Here is a 16,509-nt window from a genome sequence, read left to right as displayed (position 1 = left end):
CGCATGCGTGCAGGGATGGCCTGCATTTTTGCAGGATCAACCGGCGGGGACGAGGCAGGCGATGTTCGACTGGGACGATCTGCGCATCTTCCTGGCGGTGGCGCGCGCGCGGAAGATCGCGCCCGCCGCCCGCATGCTGGGGATCGACGCCACCACCATCGGCCGCAGGATGAGCCGGCTCGCCGCCAGCCTCGGCGCGCCGCTGTTCGAGACGATCGGCGGCGAGCGGCGGCTGACCCCGCGCGGCGAGGCGCTGTTCGCCCATGCCGAGACGATCGAGAGCGCGGCGCTGGCGGCGATGGGCGAGGTGGCCGGCGACGCGCGCAGCCTGTCCGGCCAGGTGCGCCTCAGCGTGGCGGAGGGCTTTGCGAGCTGGGTGCTGGCGCCCGCGCTGCCCGCCTTCCACGCCGCCAACCCCGATATCCGCATCGACCTCGTCACCGCATCGGGCTTCCTCAACCCCTCCAAGCGGGAGGCGGACATGGCGGTGATGCTGGCGCGGCCGCGCACCGGGCGGCTCGTCGCCGCCAAGCTGGGCGACTATGCGCTCGGCCTTTATGCGGCGCGCGCCTATCTGGCGGATCATGCGGCCCCGCGCCGGGTGGAGGATCTCCACGCCCACAGCCTGATCGGCTATGTGCCCGAATTCATCTACGCGCCCGAGCTCGATTATCTGGGCGAGATCGGCGGCGGGCTGGAGGCGCGCCTCCGATCGACCAGCATCAACGTGCAGCACAGGATGGTGGCGGCCGGCGGCGGCATCGGCGTGCTGCCCGCCTTCATCGCCGATCGCGATCCCGCGCTCGCACCCGTCCTGCCGGCCACCACCATCCGCCGCAGCTTCTGGCTGGTGACGCACAGCGACGTCCGCCGGCTGGCCCGGATCGCGGCGGTGGCGGCGTGGCTGAAGGCGTGCGTGGCGGGATTGCGGTAAAGCGCGAAACGGGTCGCCCCGGACGTTTGCAACCGGGCCATGCGCCGGGAAAAACGGCCGGAAGGCGCGATCGCCGCTGTGGGTTCGGAAATGCCGTGCGTCTTAGCTGGATGACGTGCCTTGCGTGGAAGGCGCCGCGGCAGATGGCGTCGCGGCGGCCGGGCGATGGGGGATCAGGCCGGGGCCGCAACCTGAATCCACCTATCGCCCGACCTTCCGGCAAGGCATGTTCGCGCGGCGGGCACGGTCGGGCCTTCGGACGGCAAGGCCCGCCACAAGACACGATCGAGAGGAAATACCGACATGGCGAATGCTGACGGACAGTGGGATTGCGTGACCAAGACGCCGATGGGCGAGCAGAAGTCCGTCTTCACCATCGTGACGAACGGCGACACCTTCACCGGCTCCAATGACGGCCCGACCGGCAAGGTCGACGTGATCGACGGCAAGATCGAGAACGGCGTGCTGACCTGGAAGATGAAGCTGAAGATGCCGCCGATGACCATGGATGCCACCGCCACCGTCGACGGCGACACGCTGAACGGATCGGTCAAGGTCGGCCCGCTGGGCACGATGACAATGATCGGCCAGCGCCGCGCCTGAGGCCGGCCGGCGAACCGATATCCAGATACGAACCGGGGCGGCCTCCGTGCGGACGGAGCCGCCCCGATGCTTTTGGGGCGGCCCGGCCGGATCGCCTTTTATTCTGCGCTATCTCCCAGAGATCATCGCGCGACAGGCTTCGAAGCCTGAAGGCCTTGCGCCGATCTTCTTTGGATATGGCCCCGGATCGATTTCGCGCCGACTGAATTTTTGCGCCGCGCGCCGCGCCTAGCATGTTGCTCGATGCCGATCCGCCCTGCGTGGAGGCTCAGCTTGCATCAGCGCCGATGGGGAAGCCGGCAACGCGCCGTTCCATGGAAAAGCAGCCTGCCCGGCTGCCTCCCTTCGTCATTCCCGCGTAGGCGGGAATCCATTGTGTCGGGCGCCATCGACTCAAGAGAGCCCACCATAGCCATAGGTTCCCGCTTACGCGGGAATGACAAAGCGAGAGAGGTGACGAAAAACCCTTCTCCCCGATGCCCCGGTCATAAGGCAGGCCCACGCGGCCTAACGAATCCGCAGCATGATTTCGGACTGGCAGAAGAAAGCAACGCAACCCTTTACCTCAAGCGTGTCGGCGTCCTTCAGCGTCAGGAAGCCGTTGCTCGTGCCCCAGCCGCTTTCGGGGTCGTAGAGTGATCCGCCCGCATATCGGGTGGGACCGCCGGTGAAGCCGTCGAATATGCGCAGACCCTTCACCGGGCGGGTGCGCAGCGCCTTGTCGCCATTCTTGACGTCCCGCAGGTCGGGGTTGGCGCGGAGCGTGGGGCCGTCGAGGATGCGGCCGCAGACCGCCGGCCCGCAATTGTAAAGCTCGATGGTGCCGCCGCGATCCTGCGAGCGCCAGAGGCCGAGTACCGAGGCGGCGGGCGTGGCCGCCGCCGCCGCCGCCGGGCCGAGCGCCGCCAGCGCTGCGATGGCGACCGCCACAAGCGCGCGCGAACGGCAGGAGATATGCGGATGGGATCGCAGCGACGGACGACGGTTCATGGCATTCCCCACTCTTCTGTTATTGGATCAGTTGTTCGCGCGGCGGGCCGGCGGCGAAGCGCAATGCTCGGCCGATCGCCTTGCCGGACGGAATTGGGGCGGCGGATCGAGGCCGGAACGGCCCGCGCGGTCAGCCGCCGCGACGGAGCAGCAGCATGCCGGGCTGGCGATCGATGTGGACGGGGTGCAGCGCCGCCACGCCTTCCAGAAACGCCTCGGTATCGCCGGCGTTGAAGGTGCCGACGATGCGATAATTGGCGATGGCGGAATCGGCGATCACCAGCTTTTCCTTGGCGCTGCGGTTGATGCGCTCGACCGCGAGCGCCAGCGGCTCGCCTTCAAAGCTGAGCTGCCCATTCTCCCAATCGAGCGAGCGGGCGACATCCGTCTTGGCGACGCGCACCTGCGTGCCTTCGGTCGAGGCGACGAGTTCCTTGCCGGGCACGAGCGCGGCGTCGGCATCGGCACTGGCGGTCCGGGTGAGCAGGCTGGTTTCGCGGCCGCGATCGGCCTGCGCCAACACCTCCACCTTGCCTTCGTAGAGGACCACCCGCATCTGGCGCGGCAGCAGCTCCACGCTGAACGAGGTGCCGGTGGCGACGGTGAGCCGGTTGCGCGCCAGCACGCTCAGCGGGCGCAGCGGATCATGCGCGACATCGAACTTGGCGCGGCCGTTGACCAAGGTGAGGCGCCGGCGATCGGCGTCCATCCGTACCTCGACGCGGGTCGCCCCGTCCATGGTGAGCCGGGTGCCGTCCTCCAGCGTGGCGATGCGGCGTTCGCCGATCCCGGTTTCATAGACCTGGACGGGATGGCCGAAGATCTGGATGCCGAGCACGAATATCATCGCGAAGCAGGCCGCAAGAGCCGCGACCCACGGCCGGCGCGGCGCCGGCCCGCGCGACCAGCGGCGCTCGTTGGTCCGGCGCAGACTTTCCACCGCCTCCGCCCGATGGGCGATCATTTCCGGCGCGTCCTTCACCCAATCCACGCCCTGCCACAGCACCACGACCTCCTCGAAGGCGGCGGCATTGGCGGGATCGGCCGCGATCCAGGCATCGAAGGCATCCTGCGACGCCTGATCGAGCGGCGAGGCCGCCAGCCGGACGCACCAGAAGGCGGCTTCCTCGGCCCGCTCGAAGGCGGCCTCTTCATCCGCCGGCATCATTGCTGCTCCCTCCGGGCCTGCAGCGTCAGATGGGCGAGCGCGCGCGTCACATGCTTTTCCACCGCACTGGGCGAGATGGAGAAGCTTTCGGCGATCATGCGCTTGTCGATATTCTCTACGCGATACAAAACGAAAATCGTCCTTGTCCTTTCGGGCAGCTCGGCCAGCCCGGCGGCGAGCCGCGACAGCGCGTTGCGCGCCGTCGCCAGCTTTTCGGGATCGAGCCATTCGATCCCCTGCCCGTAGAGCGTGTCGAGCACGTCCTGATGATCGGTTCGGACCTTCTGCCGCCGCGCGCGATCGCGCAGCAGATTGGCTGCGATCCTGAAGATGTAACCCGAATGGAAGCCGCTTTCGGCCGCGGAGGCATTGAACACGCGGGCGAAGGTTTCCTGCGTCAGGTCCTCCGCCTCGGCATGATCATGCACCCGCTTCATGAAATAGGACATCAACGCCGGCCGCCAGCGCCGGTAATGTTGTGTCAGCTCGGCTTCCTGCTCGGGTAACAGGGGACGCATCCTTTCGAAAAATGCGCTTCTTCGTCGAGTAATACGCGCAGCCTTTCAAATCCCACAGCGATTTGCAAATCACCGGCGACGGAATCGACACGTTTCCGACATGATCGGCGGGGGCCGGATATTATGCCGGCCGGCCCGAAGATTTGCCGATTGGGACGACGCCCGCGATCAAGCCATCGAAAGCCGGGACTAAGCAGCTAGGAAATCGGGATTTCCCCGTTGAACGAAACGCCGGCTGCATTTCTTTCCCGGATGAGGCCGATCAGCGCGCGCAGGCCCGCCGGCACATGGCGGCGGCCGGGATAATATAGGCAAAGACCGGGATAAGGCGGGCTGCAATCCTCCAGCACCGGCACCAGCCGCCCCGCCGCGATATGGCCGGCGACCGACCATTGGCTGAGATAGGCCAGCCCCACGCCCGCCAGCGCCGCTTCCAGCATCAGCGTCATCTCATCCAGCACCAGCCGGCCGGGAGCATCCACGGCGATCGCCTGCCCGCGACATTCGAACTCCCACCGCCAGATGCTGCCGCTGGCCATGCGCGCGCGGATGCATTCGTGGCCCAGCAGGTCATCGGGCACCTGCGGGCGCGGGCTATCGCGGAAATAGGAAGGCGCGCCCACCACCAGCATCCGCTGATCGCCGCCGATCGGGACCGCGATCATGTCGTTTGGAACCGCCTCGGCAAGGCGGATGCCGGCATCGAAACCCTGGCCGACGATATCGACGAGCTTGCCTTCGGTGACGATCACCACGTTCATTTCGGGATAGCGGCGGAGATATTCGAGGACGATGGGGGCCAGGATCATCCGCGCGGCCCCGGCCGATGTGTTGATCCGAAGCGTGCCGGTCGGGGTTTCGCGATGGCTGTTCACCGCCTCGACCGCCTGGCCGATCTCCCCCAGCGCGGGCGCGATGCGCGCGATGAACTGATCGCCGGCATCGGTGGGCGAGACGCTGCGCGTGGTGCGGTTGAACAGGCGCACGCCCAGCCGCGCCTCCAGCGCCGCCACGGCATGGCTGAGCGCCGATGTCGACATGCCGAGTTCCACCGCCGCCGCCCGGAAGCTGCCGAGCCGCGCGACGGCCACGACCGCCTCATATTCCGCAAGACCGCTTCGCGTGCGCGCCATTATCCTGATTTCCGCATCACCGCATGCCGGTTTGTCCGGCTAATCCAATCAATCCTACGCCCTAGATGCGGTTCATCAAATCCCAATCCGAAAGGACCGCCCCATGGAGACCATCGACCAGATCTATGTCGACGGCGCCTATGTGACGCCGCACGGCACCGAATTGTTCGATCTCCACAATCCGGCCACGGGCGATATGATCGGCCGCGTGCGGCTGGGCGACGAGACGGACGCGCGCGCCGCGATCGCCGCCGCCAAACGCGCGTTCCCGGCCTTCTCGCAGACGAGCAAGGCGGATCGCATCGCCATGCTGCGCCGGATGCACGATGCGGTCACGGCGCGGGCCGACGCGCTTACCGAGGCCGTGATCCTCGAATATGGTGCCCCGGCCAGCCGCGCTCGCTGGATGGCGGAATATGCCGCCAGCGTCCTGGCCGATGCCGCCCGCACGCTGGAGGATTATGATTTCACCCGCCGGATCGGATCGGCCACGGTGACGATGGAGCCGCTGGGCGTGGTGGGCATCATCACGCCCTGGAACAGCAATGCCGGCTTCATCTGCAGCAAGCTCGCCATGGTGGTGGCGTCGGGTTCCACCTGCGTCATCAAGCCGAGCGAGATGAGCGCCATGCAGACGCGGATCGTGCTGGAGGCGCTGCGCGAAGCCGGCCTGCCCGCCGGGGCCTTCAACATCGTCAACGGGCGCGGCGACACGGTGGGCGCGGAATTCAGCACCCATCCCGATATCGCCAAGGTGAGCTTCACCGGATCGACCGCCACCGGCCGCGCGATCCTGAAGGCGGCTTCCGACACCTTCAAGCGGGTGACGCTGGAACTGGGCGGCAAATCGCCGATGCTGATCCTGGACGATGCCGATTTCGCCGAGGCCGTGCCGTTCGCTTTGCAGGCGGGTTACATGAACAGCGGACAGGCATGCATCGCCGGCACGCGCATCCTGGTGCCCGAGGCGCGGCTGGCGGAATTCGAGGCGGCGATCGCGGCGGGCGTGGCGACGATCAAATCCGGCGATCCGCGCGATCCCGCGACCGCCATCGGCCCGATGGTGAGCGAGAAGCAATGGCAGCGCGTGCAATCCTATATCCGGCGCGGGATCGAGGAAGGGGCGACGCTGCTGGCGGGTGGCGAAGGGCGCCCCGAGGGGGAGACGGGCGGCTGGTTCGTCCGCCCGACGATCTTCACCGCCGTTCGCAACGACATGGCCATCGCCCGCGACGAGATATTCGGCCCGGTCCTGTCGATCATCGCCTATGGGAGCGAGGAGGAGGCGATCGCCATCGCCAACGACACCAGCTACGGCCTGCACGCCTATGTCGCGTCGGCCGATCCCGCCCGCGCGCGCAAGGTGGCGGGCCGGCTGGTNGCGGGCCGGGTGATCATCAACGGCGCGCCGATGGAGCCGCTCGCCCCCTTCGGCGGGTTCAAGCATTCGGGGATCGGCCGCGAGAACGGCGTGTTCGGGCTGGAGGCCTATCTGGAACCCAAGGCGGTGATGGGCTGACGTCCATCGCGGCGGGCGGGCGCGACAGGCGGCGCACCCACCTCGCGGGGGACTATGCCCGCGCGCTTTCCCCCAGGCCGCCCTTGGCCAGCCTGTCGAACGCGCGGAGCGTTTCGAGCAGCGCCGGCATTTCGCCCAGCGGCACCATATTGGGTCCGTCGCTGGGGGCGCTGTCCGGGTCCTGGTGGGTTTCGATGAAGACGGCGGCGACGCCGATCGCCACTGCCGCGCGCGCCAGCGTCGGCACATATTCGCGCTGGCCGCCCGATCGATCCCCCTGCCCGCCCGGCTGCTGCACCGAATGGGTGGCATCGAACATCACCGGATAGCCGGTTGCCGCCATGATCGGCAGCGCGCGCATGTCGCTGACCAGGGTATTGTAGCCGAAGCTCGCGCCGCGTTCGCACAGGATGATCCGGTCGTTGCCGGCGGCCGCGATCTTCGCGGCGACATTCTTCATATCCCAGGGCGCCAGGAACTGGCCCTTCTTCACATTCACCACCCGGCCGGTGCGGGCGGCCGCGACGAGAAGGTCGGTCTGGCGGCAGAGGAAGGCCGGGATCTGGAGCACGTCCACCACCTCCGCCACCGGGGCGCATTGCGCGGGCTCGTGGACGTCGGTGAGCACGGGACAGCCGAAGCGCTCGCGAACCTCGGCGAAGATCGCCAGCGCCTTTTCCAGGCCGATGCCGCGCGGGGCGGCGATCGAGGTGCGGTTGCCCTTGTCGAACGAGGATTTGTAGATGAAGCCGATGCCGAGCCGGGCGCACAGCGTGCTCAACGCATCGGCCATCTCCAGCGCATGATCGCGGCTTTCCATGGCGCAGGGGCCGGCGACCAGCACGAACGGCTTGTCATTGGCGATCTCGACGGTTCCGACGGACAGGCTTTTCAACGAACGCTCCATGAACAGGTGGCCGCGACCATAAGGATTCGCCCGCGCTTGGCCAGAGCCCGCCAGACATCGCCGTCCGGTCCGGCCCCGTCCCGCCCCCGGCGGAACATCGTTGCTGCGCCGTCATCAGTGATGATGCGGCCGGCCATCCTCAATCATGATCTCGATCGCGCATGCGTATCGGCAAAGTGTTGCGCATGCGTATTCGGGGAATGGGCATCGCAGGAACGTAACAAAACGAAAGCATAGGCAGTCCCGATGCACGCAAGGCGCGAACTCCTCCGGCAAGATACGCAATTTCTTGCAAACAGGACGGAAACAAGCGCGGTCGACATGTGGCTGGACTGCAACGACCCGCTTTAGCTTGCCTCCTTAATAAAAATTCATGCCGATGAACATGGAATCATGTGGATTCATGGTGTAGGGGAACCGCAGCCGACGAATTTTTCCAAAGCAAACAATCATCGGCCCCGGGAGCATAGAATGACTACGGACCTGCAGAGGACCCTTATCGAAATTACGGCCGATATCGTTTCGGCGCATGTATCCAATAATGTCGTGAGCAACGGCGACGTGCCGCAACTGATCCAGTCGGTGCACGATGCTCTTGCCAAATTGGCATCGCCGGACGCATCGGCCACCGAAGAATCTTCTGGAGACAAGCCGGTTGGAGCGGTCGGCGTCCGCAAATCCACGGCAAATCCTGATTTTATCCTCAGCATGATCGACGGCAAGCCGTATAAGAGCCTGAAGCGCCACATCGGTCGTCATGGCTATACGCCGGAAAGCTATCGCGAAACCTTCGGCCTCCCCGCCAACTATCCGCTGGTGGCGCCGGCCTATAGCGAGCATCGCCGCGCCGTCGCCAAGCAGTTCGGGCTGGGCCGCAAGAAGGCCGAGCCGGCGGAGGCCCCGGCCAAGCGGACGCGCAGGGCGGCCAAGGCCGGCGCCTGACGGTATCGAGGCGGGCGGGCGGCAGGCAGGGACCGGCCGCCCGTTCCGTCCCCGCTATCGCCAGAAGGGGCGGATGGCGAGCAACGCCAGGCGGGCATCCTCGGCATCGCCGATGGCCGATCGCAGCGCGGGCTCGCCCGTCCCGGCGGGGCGCGGCAGGCCGAGATCGGCGATCAGCCCCGGTTCGGTGACGATATCGTTGAGCACGCCCAGCCGATCCGACAGCGTGGCCAGCGCGCGCAGAAAATCGCGCCGGGCCTTATGCGGGCCTTCGAACAGCGGCGCGAACATGTCGCTCGCATAGCGCAACTTCTTCACGGCGATCCGCACCTTGTGCCGGCCGGCATCGTCGAGCGCGTCCAGCGGGCCGGCCCGCTTGATCCGCCGCCGGAAGCGGCGAAGGCCGTGGCGGATGACGGCGCGGGCGTCCATCAGATCGGAGGGCGCATCCGAAAGCGGACGGCGCCAGGCCCCGATCGAAATCCATTCGGCGAGGTCCAGCAGCAGCGCGCGGCTTCGCGCGCCGGCCAATGCGCCGATCGCCGCGACATAGGCCGCCTCGCGCTGCTCCAGCACGGATCGGCGGAGCATGTCGTCGCCATGGCGCGCGATCAGCACGTCGATCGCGCGGGCGCGGGCCATGGCGCCGGCCAGCCACCTCAATTCCCCGTCGAGATGCGCGGGCAGATGATCCGCCAGCATAGGCCGGAACAGGGCGATGGTGGAACGCAGCCGGCGGAGCGCGACCCGCGCCTGATGCAGCGCCCCGGCATGCCAGTCCGCCATCACCAGCGGTTCGTTGAGGCGGAACTGCCGCAGGCATGCGCCGGCCGCCGCGCCGAACGCCTGCGCGGCGGTCGCGTCGTCGGCAAGCGCCAGCGGCTCCGCCTTGGCCGGTCCGGCATCCCGACCCGCGATCAGGCGATAGCCGCGCTCGGCCTTGCTGGACACGCCGACGCGGACCGGGGCGATGCCGTCCAGCAGCCGCGCGAGATCGAACAGCGCGGCGGGCGATCCCGATTTCAGCTCCAGTTCCACCTCATCGAATGCGCGGCTCGCGCCCGCCACCGAAATCTCGCCGCTATCCAGCGACGCCTCGATCCGTGCATCGCCATGGATGACGTCATGGAGCCGCCGGACGACCCGGATTTCGAACAAAGGCGCGAGCCCCGCATTCAGGCCCGGCAGCAGCGCGCGGACGGGTGGCTCATCCAGCGCGGCCTCCTCGCCCCCGGCCAGCGGCCACGACCATTCGCCACGGGCGAACAGGCCCGCGGCCGACCCGCCCGGCAGCTTCAGCGTCTGGAGGGGGACGCCCTCGCCATGGCGGATGCGCAGCGACGCGCCGGCCGCGCCGAGATCGCGGTCCGGCGTATCATAATAGATCGCATGGAGATGCTGCTCGCGCGAGGCCGGGTCCCGGAGCATGGGCAAGGCGAGGAACGACGCCATCGCCGCCGCATCGACATCCAGCTTCAGCTCCACCTCTTCCTGGCCGGCCATGAGGCGATGCTCCATCCATGGTTCCGTCCGCGACACGCCGGCGAACCGATCGGCAATCGATCATCCGGGCATGGAACACGAACGGAACATCATCATTCCATACCGACAAATCGAGCAATATATCGATCAAGACGACGAAAAATCATAGTCTACAAGAGATTCACAGTGTAGAATTCCTTGGATATCGATCAATGCGATCGAATCTCGGCAGCATCTACACCGGAGTGTGAATGATGGACGACCGGAACACAGCGCTCATCGAACTCACCGCCGATATCGTCTCGGCGCATCTGGCGAACAACAATGTTGCCGCGAACGACGTGCCGATCCTGATCCGCTCCGTCCACGATGCCCTTGCCAAGGCGGCCGGCGGCGGCGCGCAAACCTCCGCGAGCGGCGCGGGCAAGCCCGCGCCGGCGGTGGGAATACGCAAATCGCTGTCCGATCCCGAATATATCGTCAGCATGATCGACGGAAAATCCTACAAGAGCCTGAAGCGGCACATCACCCGCCACGGCTATACGCCCGAAAGCTATCGCGAGGCCTTCGGATTGCCGGCCAGCTATCCCATGGTGGCGCCGGCCTATAGCGAACGCCGCCGCGCCGTCGCCAAGGAACTGGGCCTCGGCCGCAAGAAGGGCGAACGCCCCGCCCCCCGGCCGGCCGCCGCCAAGCGCCCGCGCAAGCAGGCCCCCTGATCCGCGCGGATTGATCCACGTGGGCTGATCCGCGCCCGATCACCTTATCATCCCCGTCCGCAAGCGGCCTCACCCGCCGCCTGCCTTGGTGCATGTCCACAGGTTCGCATCGTGCAATTCCCGGATTGGGAAAAGCGGTGGCGCGCGATATGCCTGATGGCATCGGACGGACGGCAAAGGGAATGGGGATGCGTTTGAGGCTGGCTTTGTTCGCGGCGGTGGCCGTCGCTTTTCCGGGCATCGCCCACGCACAGGGCGCGCAGGCCAGCTCGCCGCCCGAATTCGCCCGCCGGATCGATCAGCTGAAGCCCGGACAATGGGTGTGGGCGCCGCAGGTGGCGCCGAACGGCCCGGTGCTGATCTATGTCGATCTCTCCCGGCAGATCGCCATGGTCTATCGCAACGGCGTCCGCATCGCCGCGACCACGGTTTCCACCGGCAAGGCCGGCCACGCGACGCCGACCGGCGTGTTCACGATCCTGCAGAAGGATGCCAAGCACCGGTCCAGCAAATATAATAATGCGCCGATGCCCTACCAGCAGCGGCTGACATGGGACGGCGTGGCGCTGCATGCCGGCGGACTGCCGGGCTATCCCGAAAGCCATGGCTGCGTGCACCTGCCCTATGGCTTCGCGCGCGAGCTGTTCGCGCTCACCGACCTCGGCGTCACCGTGGTGGTGCAGGGCGATGCGCAAAACCATGTCCGCACCAGCGAGAACAGCCTGCTGGCCCCCTTCAACGACAAGGGCCAGCCGGTCGAGCACCAGGCGCTGGCCGAGGGCGAGGAATATCGCTGGACCCCGGAGCTGGCCGGCGCCGGCCCGCTTTCCATCATCATCTCCAAGAGCGACCAGCGCGTCGTGGTGATCCGCAACGGCACCGAGATCGGCCGCAGCGTCGCCCGGATCGACGACAGCGATCCCGGTTCCCACGTCATCACCCTGATCGAGCAGGCCGGCCGGCCGCAATGGGTCTATGTCGGCCTGCCCGGCCATGACGAGGATGCCGGCCATGTGCTGGACGAGGCGACGATCAACCGCGTTCACATGCCGCGCCCCTTCTACGAGGCGGTGAAGGCGCAGCTGAAGCCGGGATCGACGATCCTCGTCACCAACTCCGCAGTGGGCGCCAAACCGCTCGAGCGGCTGACGATCATGGACGCCGTCGTGCCCCGGCCCTGACCGGTATCAGGCGAGCTTGGCCGCGTAGATCATCCGGCCTTCGCCGAGATGGTCGAACAGCTGCTGGATCCGGCTGTCGCCGACCGCGAAGCAGCCCTGGCTCCGCCCCAGCTTGCCGTGGCCGCGGATCATGTCCGGCTCGGCATACCAGGCGCCATGCACTACGATGGCGCGGGCCAGCGCATTGCTGTTGGTGGGATCGAGCCCGGTCAGCCGCTGGGAGCGGCCATGCTTGCCGACATAATAATCGCCGGTCAGGAAGGCGCCCTCGCACGAGGCGTTGGACCCCGGCTGGTTGGAGAAGCGCTCCACCCAGCCGCAATGATCGGGATCGGAACCGGAACCGTGCGAAACCAGCAGCGGCAGGTTCCGCCCACCGGCGAGATCGACGAGGTGGAAGCGCGGCTGCGACGAGGCAGCGGCGAAATCGACGATCGCCATCCGGTCCCGCTTCACCGCCGGGCCATGCCGCTCCAGCGCGGCCAGCGCGGCGGCGAACAAGGCCGGCCGGATGCCATCGGGCGCCCTTGCGGACGGGGTGGACGGCGCGGCGGGCGCGTCGTCCCGCGCGATCGGCCGGGCCGGCACCGGGGCCGGGGCGTTGGGTTCCGCGGATAGCTTGTCCGCCAGGGGGCCGAGGAGAGTCGAGCCGGCGATGGCACCGCCTGCCAGCAGGATGTTTCTGCGACTATAATTCATAGGGTGCGTCGGATACCTTCGGTCGGCAAGCAAAGTCTTGATCGGAATTGGCCGTGAATCGCATTGTCCTGCGGCCGGGCAGCCATAGCCGGAGATCCATGGCCCATGGGAGCGCCCCTGTGAAACATCCGTCCGTCTCACGCATGTCCAGCGCCGCTTATCGCGATGCCGTCGCCCAGATCATCCGGCGGGTGCAGAAGGATCATGGGCTGAACGACGGGCAGCTCGCGACGCGGCTGGCCTGTTCGGCCAGCACGATCCGCAACGCGCGGACGGGCGCGACGAATCTCGATGCCGCGATCCTGATAAACATCGAACGGCAGTTCGGCCCCGGCGCGATCGATCCCTATCTGGCGCTGGCCAACGCGCGCGCCATCCCGATCGAGCCGCCCGCGCTGGATGCACCCCCGACGCTGGCCATCGTCGAGGCGCTTCATCGCCTGATCGAAACCCAGACGCCCGACAGCGACGGCGGCGGCAGCACCACCCCGCGCGAGCTGCTCGCCATCCTGAAGGAATTGCGCGGCGCCCGCAGCGCCTTCGACGCGCTGATCCTGATCGCCGATCCGCCGCCGGCAAGCGGCGAGAAAGGCTTCCGGCACAAGAATCCCAAGCGCCTTGCCGTCGTCCGCACCGAGGGCGACGACGTGGCACATGCCCGCATCTTCGAAAGCCGCGCCGGCCTGGGGCAATAAGCGCGGTCCGGCATAAGCGGCCGCACCCGGATTGACGGTATATGCATCATCATGCATATACATGCTCATGCAACTAGACACGTTCCAGGCCTTAGCCGATCCGACGCGCCGGCGCGTCATCGATGCGCTGAGCCGGGGCGAGCGGCAGGTCAACGACCTCGTCGAGGAAGTGGGTATCCACCAGTCGGGCGTGTCCCGGCATCTGCGCATCCTCCACGAAGCCGGGTTCGTGGCGATGCGGCCGGACGGGCAGCGGCGGCTCTATTCGCTGAAGCAGGCGCCGTTCCGCGAACTGGAGGACTGGCTCGCCCGGTATCGCGGGCTGTGGGAGGCGCGGCTCGACCGTTTCGGCGCCGCGCTGGAAGCCGGGCAAGGCCGCCGCGAAACGCTGGAGGAACGCTGAGAATGCGCGAGAGGATGAAGGCGAGCATCGTCGTCGAACGCACCTACAAGGCGCCGATCGAGGAATTGTGGGCTCTGTGGACGACGAAGGAGGGCTTCGCTTCCTGGTGGGGACCGCAGGGTTTCCGCGCCGACGTCCACATGCTCGATGGGCGGCCGGGCGGCGCGCTGCATTACGACATGGTCGCGGATACGCCCGAGATGGTCGCGGCGATGCGGGAAATGGGCGAATCCCCGTCGCACGAGACGCGCGGCACCTTCACCGAGTTCAAGCCGCACGAGCGCCTCGTCCTCACCCACATCATCGATTTCCTGCCGGGCGTGGAGCCCTATGAAAACGAGATCGTCGTGCAATTCTTCCCCGTCGCGGACGGCCAGGTGCGGATGGTGGTGACGCTGTCGGCCATGCACGATCCCGAATTCACCAGGATGCAGCAGGAAGGCTTCGCCAGCCAGCTTTCGAAGCTGGACCAGCGCTACGGCTGGCGGGGATAAGGCGGTCCGGTGGCGGGCGGACGATCCGCCGATCCTTACGGATCCGCGTGATTCCCGCTGTTTGGGGCCGTGGATTTTCCCGAAGTTCGGGTAGAGTCCGGCCCATGGACGATTCGGCCTGAACGAAGCGCGACGCCCGCCTCACCTGTCGGGCGTCGATGCCTCCGGCCCTTTTCCCGCACGATAGCCTGCGGGCCGGGATCGGGCGCCGCGCGGGAAAAGGAGCATAGGGTCTTGCGAGGCTGGATTCTGTTTCATCGCGAGCTTGATCCGGCGCTTCCGGAAGTGCCCGAGATATTCCGCTTCCAGGAAGCCGCCGCCGCGATGGGAATCGATCTCGACGTGCTCAATCCGCACAGCTTCGACCTCATCGTCGGCGCCGACGACGGCTGGTCCGTCAAATATCAGGACCGGATGATGGAGCGGCCCGACTTCATCATCTGTCGCACGGGCGCCGAAACCGATTATTTCACGCTGGCGCTGCTGCGGCACTTCGAACGGCGCGGCGTGCGGCTGATCAACGGCCCGACCACCATCGAGCTGGTTTCCGACAAGCTCCACACGCTCCAGCAGCTGATCAGGGCGGGCCTGCCGATTCCCAGGACGATCCTGGGCAAGTTTCCGATGGATGCCGCTTTGGTCGAACGCGAGCTGGGCTTTCCCCTGATCGTCAAGACGCTGAAGGGCACCCGGGGCGCCGGCGTGCTCAAATGCGAGAATCGCAGCCAGTTCGAGGATTTGGCCGGCCTGCTGGAAAGCGCGGAGGCGCAGGCGGACTTCATCCTCCAGCATTATGTGCGGGCCAGCCATGGCCGCGACGTGCGCATCCTGGTGGTCGGCGGGCGCGTCGTCGCCGCCATGGAGCGGCGATCGCTGACCGGCGGCTTCAAGTCCAACGTCTCGCTGGGCGGCGTCGGCGTCGCCTATAATCCGCCGCCCGAAATGGCCGAGCTTGCCGTGCAGGCGGCCGACGCGCTGGAGCTGGACGTCACCGGCATCGATATCCTGTTCGACGAGGACGGCTATCGGATCTGCGAGGCCAATTCCGCGCCGGGCTTCCAGGGCCTGGAGCGCGCCAGCGGGTTCGACGTGCCCACCGCCATCCTCGAATGGATCGTGGCGACCCAGGATGCGCCCCGGCAGGCGCCCGTCCCGGCCGAAAGCACGGCGCTGGCCGAGCTGGTTTTCGGCGGGCGATCGGGGCTGCGGGCGATCAGCGACCGCAACACCAGCTATCGGGGCTTCGCCCGCGCGGTCGGCCTGCGCATGATCGCCGCCGGCCTCGGATCGATCGTGCACGCCCTCCTGCCCGGGCCGCTGATAGACAGGAAGGGCCGCATCAGCCTCGGCCTGCAGACCTTGTTCGAAGGCCGGGTCCGAACCAATCTGTCCAGCCTCGACGATGCGGAGCAGGAGCGCACCTTGCTGGTGGTGCTCGGCGTGGCGATCTGGGCCGCGATCCTGCCCTGGCTCGCCGGCGCGGAGGCGATGCTGAGCGGCTTCCTCTCCGTGCTGGCGTTGGCCTTTCCGCTGCTGTTCCTGCTCACCGCGCCCGCCGGTCGCGTGGGCAAGTCGGTTTCCTCGCTCCTGAAAACCGACGCTCCATGATCGATCTGGCATCGATCCCCTGGGCCGATCTCGCCCCGTTCATCCTGATCGGGTTTTTCGCGCAACTGGTGGACAGCGCGCTGGGCATGGCCTTTGGCGTGATCTCGAATTCGCTGCTGCTGTTGCTCGGCCTTCCGCCCATGGCGGCCTCCGCGGCCACCCATACGGTCGAGGGGCTGGCAAGCGGCACGTCCGGCGCGGCCCACGCGCTCCAGCGCAATGTCGATTGGCCGCTCTTTGCGCGGCTTGTGCTGCCCGGCATCGTCGGCGGCCTGATCGGCGTCTGGGTGCTCACCTTCGTCCACACCGACATCGCAAGGCCGGTCGTGCTGGTCTATCTGGCCGCGATCGGCGCCTATCTCATCTGGCGGGCGCCGCGGCGGCCGCAGGCCTACAGGCGGATGCGGCTGGTGGGCCCGCTCGGCTTCATCGGGGGGTTTCTCGACGCTTCAGGCGGGGGCTGGGGGCCGATCGTGACGGGCAACCTCCTTGCCCAGGGCATGACGCCGCGCAT

General features: G+C 67.2%; 18 protein-coding genes. 11 read left to right on the top strand and 7 right to left on the bottom strand.

Translation table 11 applies throughout. The features are described 5' to 3' along the window. Positions 1-61: 61 nt before the first annotated feature. The gene (locus BHE75_RS02905) at positions 62-934 is read left to right on the top strand and encodes a LysR family transcriptional regulator (RefSeq protein ID WP_070932269.1); all 873 of its coding nucleotides are present in this window, start codon (positions 62-64) and stop codon (positions 932-934) included. Between the two features lie 303 nt (positions 935-1,237). Next, positions 1,238-1,537 carry a hypothetical protein gene (locus tag BHE75_RS02900; protein ID WP_015459254.1) on the top strand — a complete coding sequence of 100 codons (300 nt, stop codon included), beginning with the start codon at positions 1,238-1,240 and terminating at the stop codon, positions 1,535-1,537. Between the two features lie 507 nt (positions 1,538-2,044). Here BHE75_RS02900 and BHE75_RS02895 read toward each other — a convergent pair. The 4 genes from BHE75_RS02895 to BHE75_RS02880 all read right to left on the bottom strand — a co-directional run bounded on the left by BHE75_RS02895 (position 2,045) and on the right by BHE75_RS02880 (position 5,346). Then, positions 2,045-2,527: a DUF2147 domain-containing protein gene (locus tag BHE75_RS02895; RefSeq protein ID WP_084652878.1), complete on the bottom strand. Its 483-nt coding sequence runs from the start codon at positions 2,525-2,527 to the stop codon at positions 2,045-2,047. 130 nt (positions 2,528-2,657) lie between these two features. After that, on the bottom strand, positions 2,658-3,692 hold the full coding sequence (locus BHE75_RS02890) for a FecR family protein (protein WP_191225128.1): 1,035 nt from the start codon (positions 3,690-3,692) through the stop codon (positions 2,658-2,660). After that, positions 3,692-4,213 carry an RNA polymerase sigma factor gene (locus tag BHE75_RS02885; RefSeq protein ID WP_015459251.1) on the bottom strand — a complete coding sequence of 174 codons (522 nt, stop codon included), beginning with the start codon at positions 4,211-4,213 and terminating at the stop codon, positions 3,692-3,694. Before BHE75_RS02885 ends, BHE75_RS02890 begins: the two co-directional genes overlap by 1 nt. Positions 4,214-4,410: 197 nt before the next feature. Beyond that, complete coding sequence (locus BHE75_RS02880; RefSeq protein ID WP_070932264.1) at positions 4,411-5,346, bottom strand: LysR family transcriptional regulator; 936 nt, start codon at positions 5,344-5,346, stop codon at positions 4,411-4,413. A 103-nt stretch (positions 5,347-5,449) separates the two neighbouring features. Here BHE75_RS02880 and BHE75_RS02875 point away from each other — a divergent pair, with 103 nt between their 5' ends. Further along, positions 5,450-6,865 (top strand): aldehyde dehydrogenase family protein, encoded by a 1,416-nt coding sequence (locus tag BHE75_RS02875; RefSeq protein WP_070932262.1) that lies wholly within the window; start codon positions 5,450-5,452, stop codon positions 6,863-6,865. Between the two features lie 52 nt (positions 6,866-6,917). Here the strand turns inward: BHE75_RS02875 and kdsA are convergent, their stop codons facing one another. After that, on the bottom strand, positions 6,918-7,772 hold the full coding sequence (gene kdsA, locus BHE75_RS02870) for a 3-deoxy-8-phosphooctulonate synthase (protein ID WP_070932260.1): 855 nt from the start codon (positions 7,770-7,772) through the stop codon (positions 6,918-6,920). Positions 7,773-8,243: 471 nt separating this feature from the next. On the opposite strand from kdsA, the gene BHE75_RS02865 reads away from it, so the two are divergent. Further along, positions 8,244-8,714, top strand: coding sequence for a MucR family transcriptional regulator (locus BHE75_RS02865; RefSeq protein ID WP_070932258.1), 471 nt, complete (start codon positions 8,244-8,246; stop codon positions 8,712-8,714). Positions 8,715-8,768: 54 nt separating this feature from the next. Here the strand turns inward: BHE75_RS02865 and BHE75_RS02860 are convergent, their stop codons facing one another. After that, positions 8,769-10,232, bottom strand: a complete 1,464-nt coding sequence (locus tag BHE75_RS02860) for a CYTH and CHAD domain-containing protein (RefSeq protein WP_084652876.1) — start codon at positions 10,230-10,232, stop codon at positions 8,769-8,771. Between the two features lie 215 nt (positions 10,233-10,447). Between BHE75_RS02860 and BHE75_RS02855 the strand changes: the two genes are divergently transcribed. Next, positions 10,448-10,915, top strand: a complete 468-nt coding sequence (locus BHE75_RS02855) for a MucR family transcriptional regulator (RefSeq protein WP_070932256.1) — start codon at positions 10,448-10,450, stop codon at positions 10,913-10,915. Positions 10,916-11,103: 188 nt separating this feature from the next. Further along, complete coding sequence (locus tag BHE75_RS02850) at positions 11,104-12,096, top strand: L,D-transpeptidase family protein (protein WP_139181617.1); 993 nt, start codon at positions 11,104-11,106, stop codon at positions 12,094-12,096. A gap of 6 nt (positions 12,097-12,102) precedes the next feature. Here BHE75_RS02850 and BHE75_RS02845 read toward each other — a convergent pair whose 3' ends face one another. After that, positions 12,103-12,795, bottom strand: a complete 693-nt coding sequence (locus tag BHE75_RS02845) for a murein L,D-transpeptidase catalytic domain family protein (protein WP_070932252.1) — start codon at positions 12,793-12,795, stop codon at positions 12,103-12,105. A gap of 119 nt (positions 12,796-12,914) precedes the next feature. Here BHE75_RS02845 and BHE75_RS02840 point away from each other — a divergent pair, with 119 nt between their 5' ends. The 5 genes from BHE75_RS02840 to BHE75_RS02820 all read left to right on the top strand — a co-directional run. Then, positions 12,915-13,490 (top strand): hypothetical protein, encoded by a 576-nt coding sequence (locus BHE75_RS02840; protein ID WP_084652874.1) that lies wholly within the window; start codon positions 12,915-12,917, stop codon positions 13,488-13,490. Between the two features lie 67 nt (positions 13,491-13,557). Next, a complete protein-coding gene (locus tag BHE75_RS02835) occupies positions 13,558-13,893 on the top strand; it encodes an ArsR/SmtB family transcription factor (protein ID WP_041865395.1) in 336 nt (111 codons plus the stop codon). 2 nt (positions 13,894-13,895) lie between these two features. After that, positions 13,896-14,387: an SRPBCC family protein gene (locus tag BHE75_RS02830; RefSeq protein ID WP_070932248.1), complete on the top strand. Its 492-nt coding sequence runs from the start codon at positions 13,896-13,898 to the stop codon at positions 14,385-14,387. A gap of 234 nt (positions 14,388-14,621) precedes the next feature. Continuing rightward, a complete protein-coding gene (locus tag BHE75_RS02825) occupies positions 14,622-15,995 on the top strand; it encodes an ATP-grasp domain-containing protein (RefSeq protein WP_070932246.1) in 1,374 nt (457 codons plus the stop codon). Then, positions 15,992-16,509 (top strand): sulfite exporter TauE/SafE family protein (locus tag BHE75_RS02820; protein ID WP_070932244.1); only part of this gene is annotated, 518 nt, incomplete at its 3' end. The genes BHE75_RS02825 and BHE75_RS02820, both read left to right, overlap by 4 nt.

Origin of the sequence: Edaphosphingomonas haloaromaticamans (assembly GCF_001853345.1) — a bacterium.
GTDB classification, from domain to species: domain Bacteria; phylum Pseudomonadota; class Alphaproteobacteria; order Sphingomonadales; family Sphingomonadaceae; genus Sphingomonas_E; species Sphingomonas_E fennica.
Note: the sequence above shows the minus strand (reverse complement) of the source record. Positions and strands in the feature narration are given on the sequence as shown.

Coding starts and splice junctions, on each gene's coding strand:
- BHE75_RS02905 (WP_070932269.1), top strand. CDS start 62: ATGTTCGACTGGGACGATCTGCGCATCTTCCTGGCGGTGGCGCGCGCG.
- BHE75_RS02900 (WP_015459254.1), top strand. CDS start 1,238: ATGGCGAATGCTGACGGACAGTGGGATTGCGTGACCAAGACGCCGATG.
- BHE75_RS02895 (WP_084652878.1), bottom strand. CDS start 2,527: ATGAACCGTCGTCCGTCGCTGCGATCCCATCCGCATATCTCCTGCCGT.
- BHE75_RS02890 (WP_191225128.1), bottom strand. CDS start 3,692: ATGCCGGCGGATGAAGAGGCCGCCTTCGAGCGGGCCGAGGAAGCCGCC.
- BHE75_RS02885 (WP_015459251.1), bottom strand. CDS start 4,213: ATGCGTCCCCTGTTACCCGAGCAGGAAGCCGAGCTGACACAACATTAC.
- BHE75_RS02880 (WP_070932264.1), bottom strand. CDS start 5,346: ATGGCGCGCACGCGAAGCGGTCTTGCGGAATATGAGGCGGTCGTGGCC.
- kdsA (WP_070932260.1), bottom strand. CDS start 7,772: ATGGAGCGTTCGTTGAAAAGCCTGTCCGTCGGAACCGTCGAGATCGCC.
- BHE75_RS02865 (WP_070932258.1), top strand. CDS start 8,244: ATGACTACGGACCTGCAGAGGACCCTTATCGAAATTACGGCCGATATC.
- BHE75_RS02860 (WP_084652876.1), bottom strand. CDS start 10,232: ATGGAGCATCGCCTCATGGCCGGCCAGGAAGAGGTGGAGCTGAAGCTG.
- BHE75_RS02855 (WP_070932256.1), top strand. CDS start 10,448: ATGATGGACGACCGGAACACAGCGCTCATCGAACTCACCGCCGATATC.
- BHE75_RS02850 (WP_139181617.1), top strand. CDS start 11,104: ATGCGTTTGAGGCTGGCTTTGTTCGCGGCGGTGGCCGTCGCTTTTCCG.
- BHE75_RS02845 (WP_070932252.1), bottom strand. CDS start 12,795: ATGAATTATAGTCGCAGAAACATCCTGCTGGCAGGCGGTGCCATCGCC.
- BHE75_RS02835 (WP_041865395.1), top strand. CDS start 13,558: ATGCAACTAGACACGTTCCAGGCCTTAGCCGATCCGACGCGCCGGCGC.
- BHE75_RS02830 (WP_070932248.1), top strand. CDS start 13,896: ATGCGCGAGAGGATGAAGGCGAGCATCGTCGTCGAACGCACCTACAAG.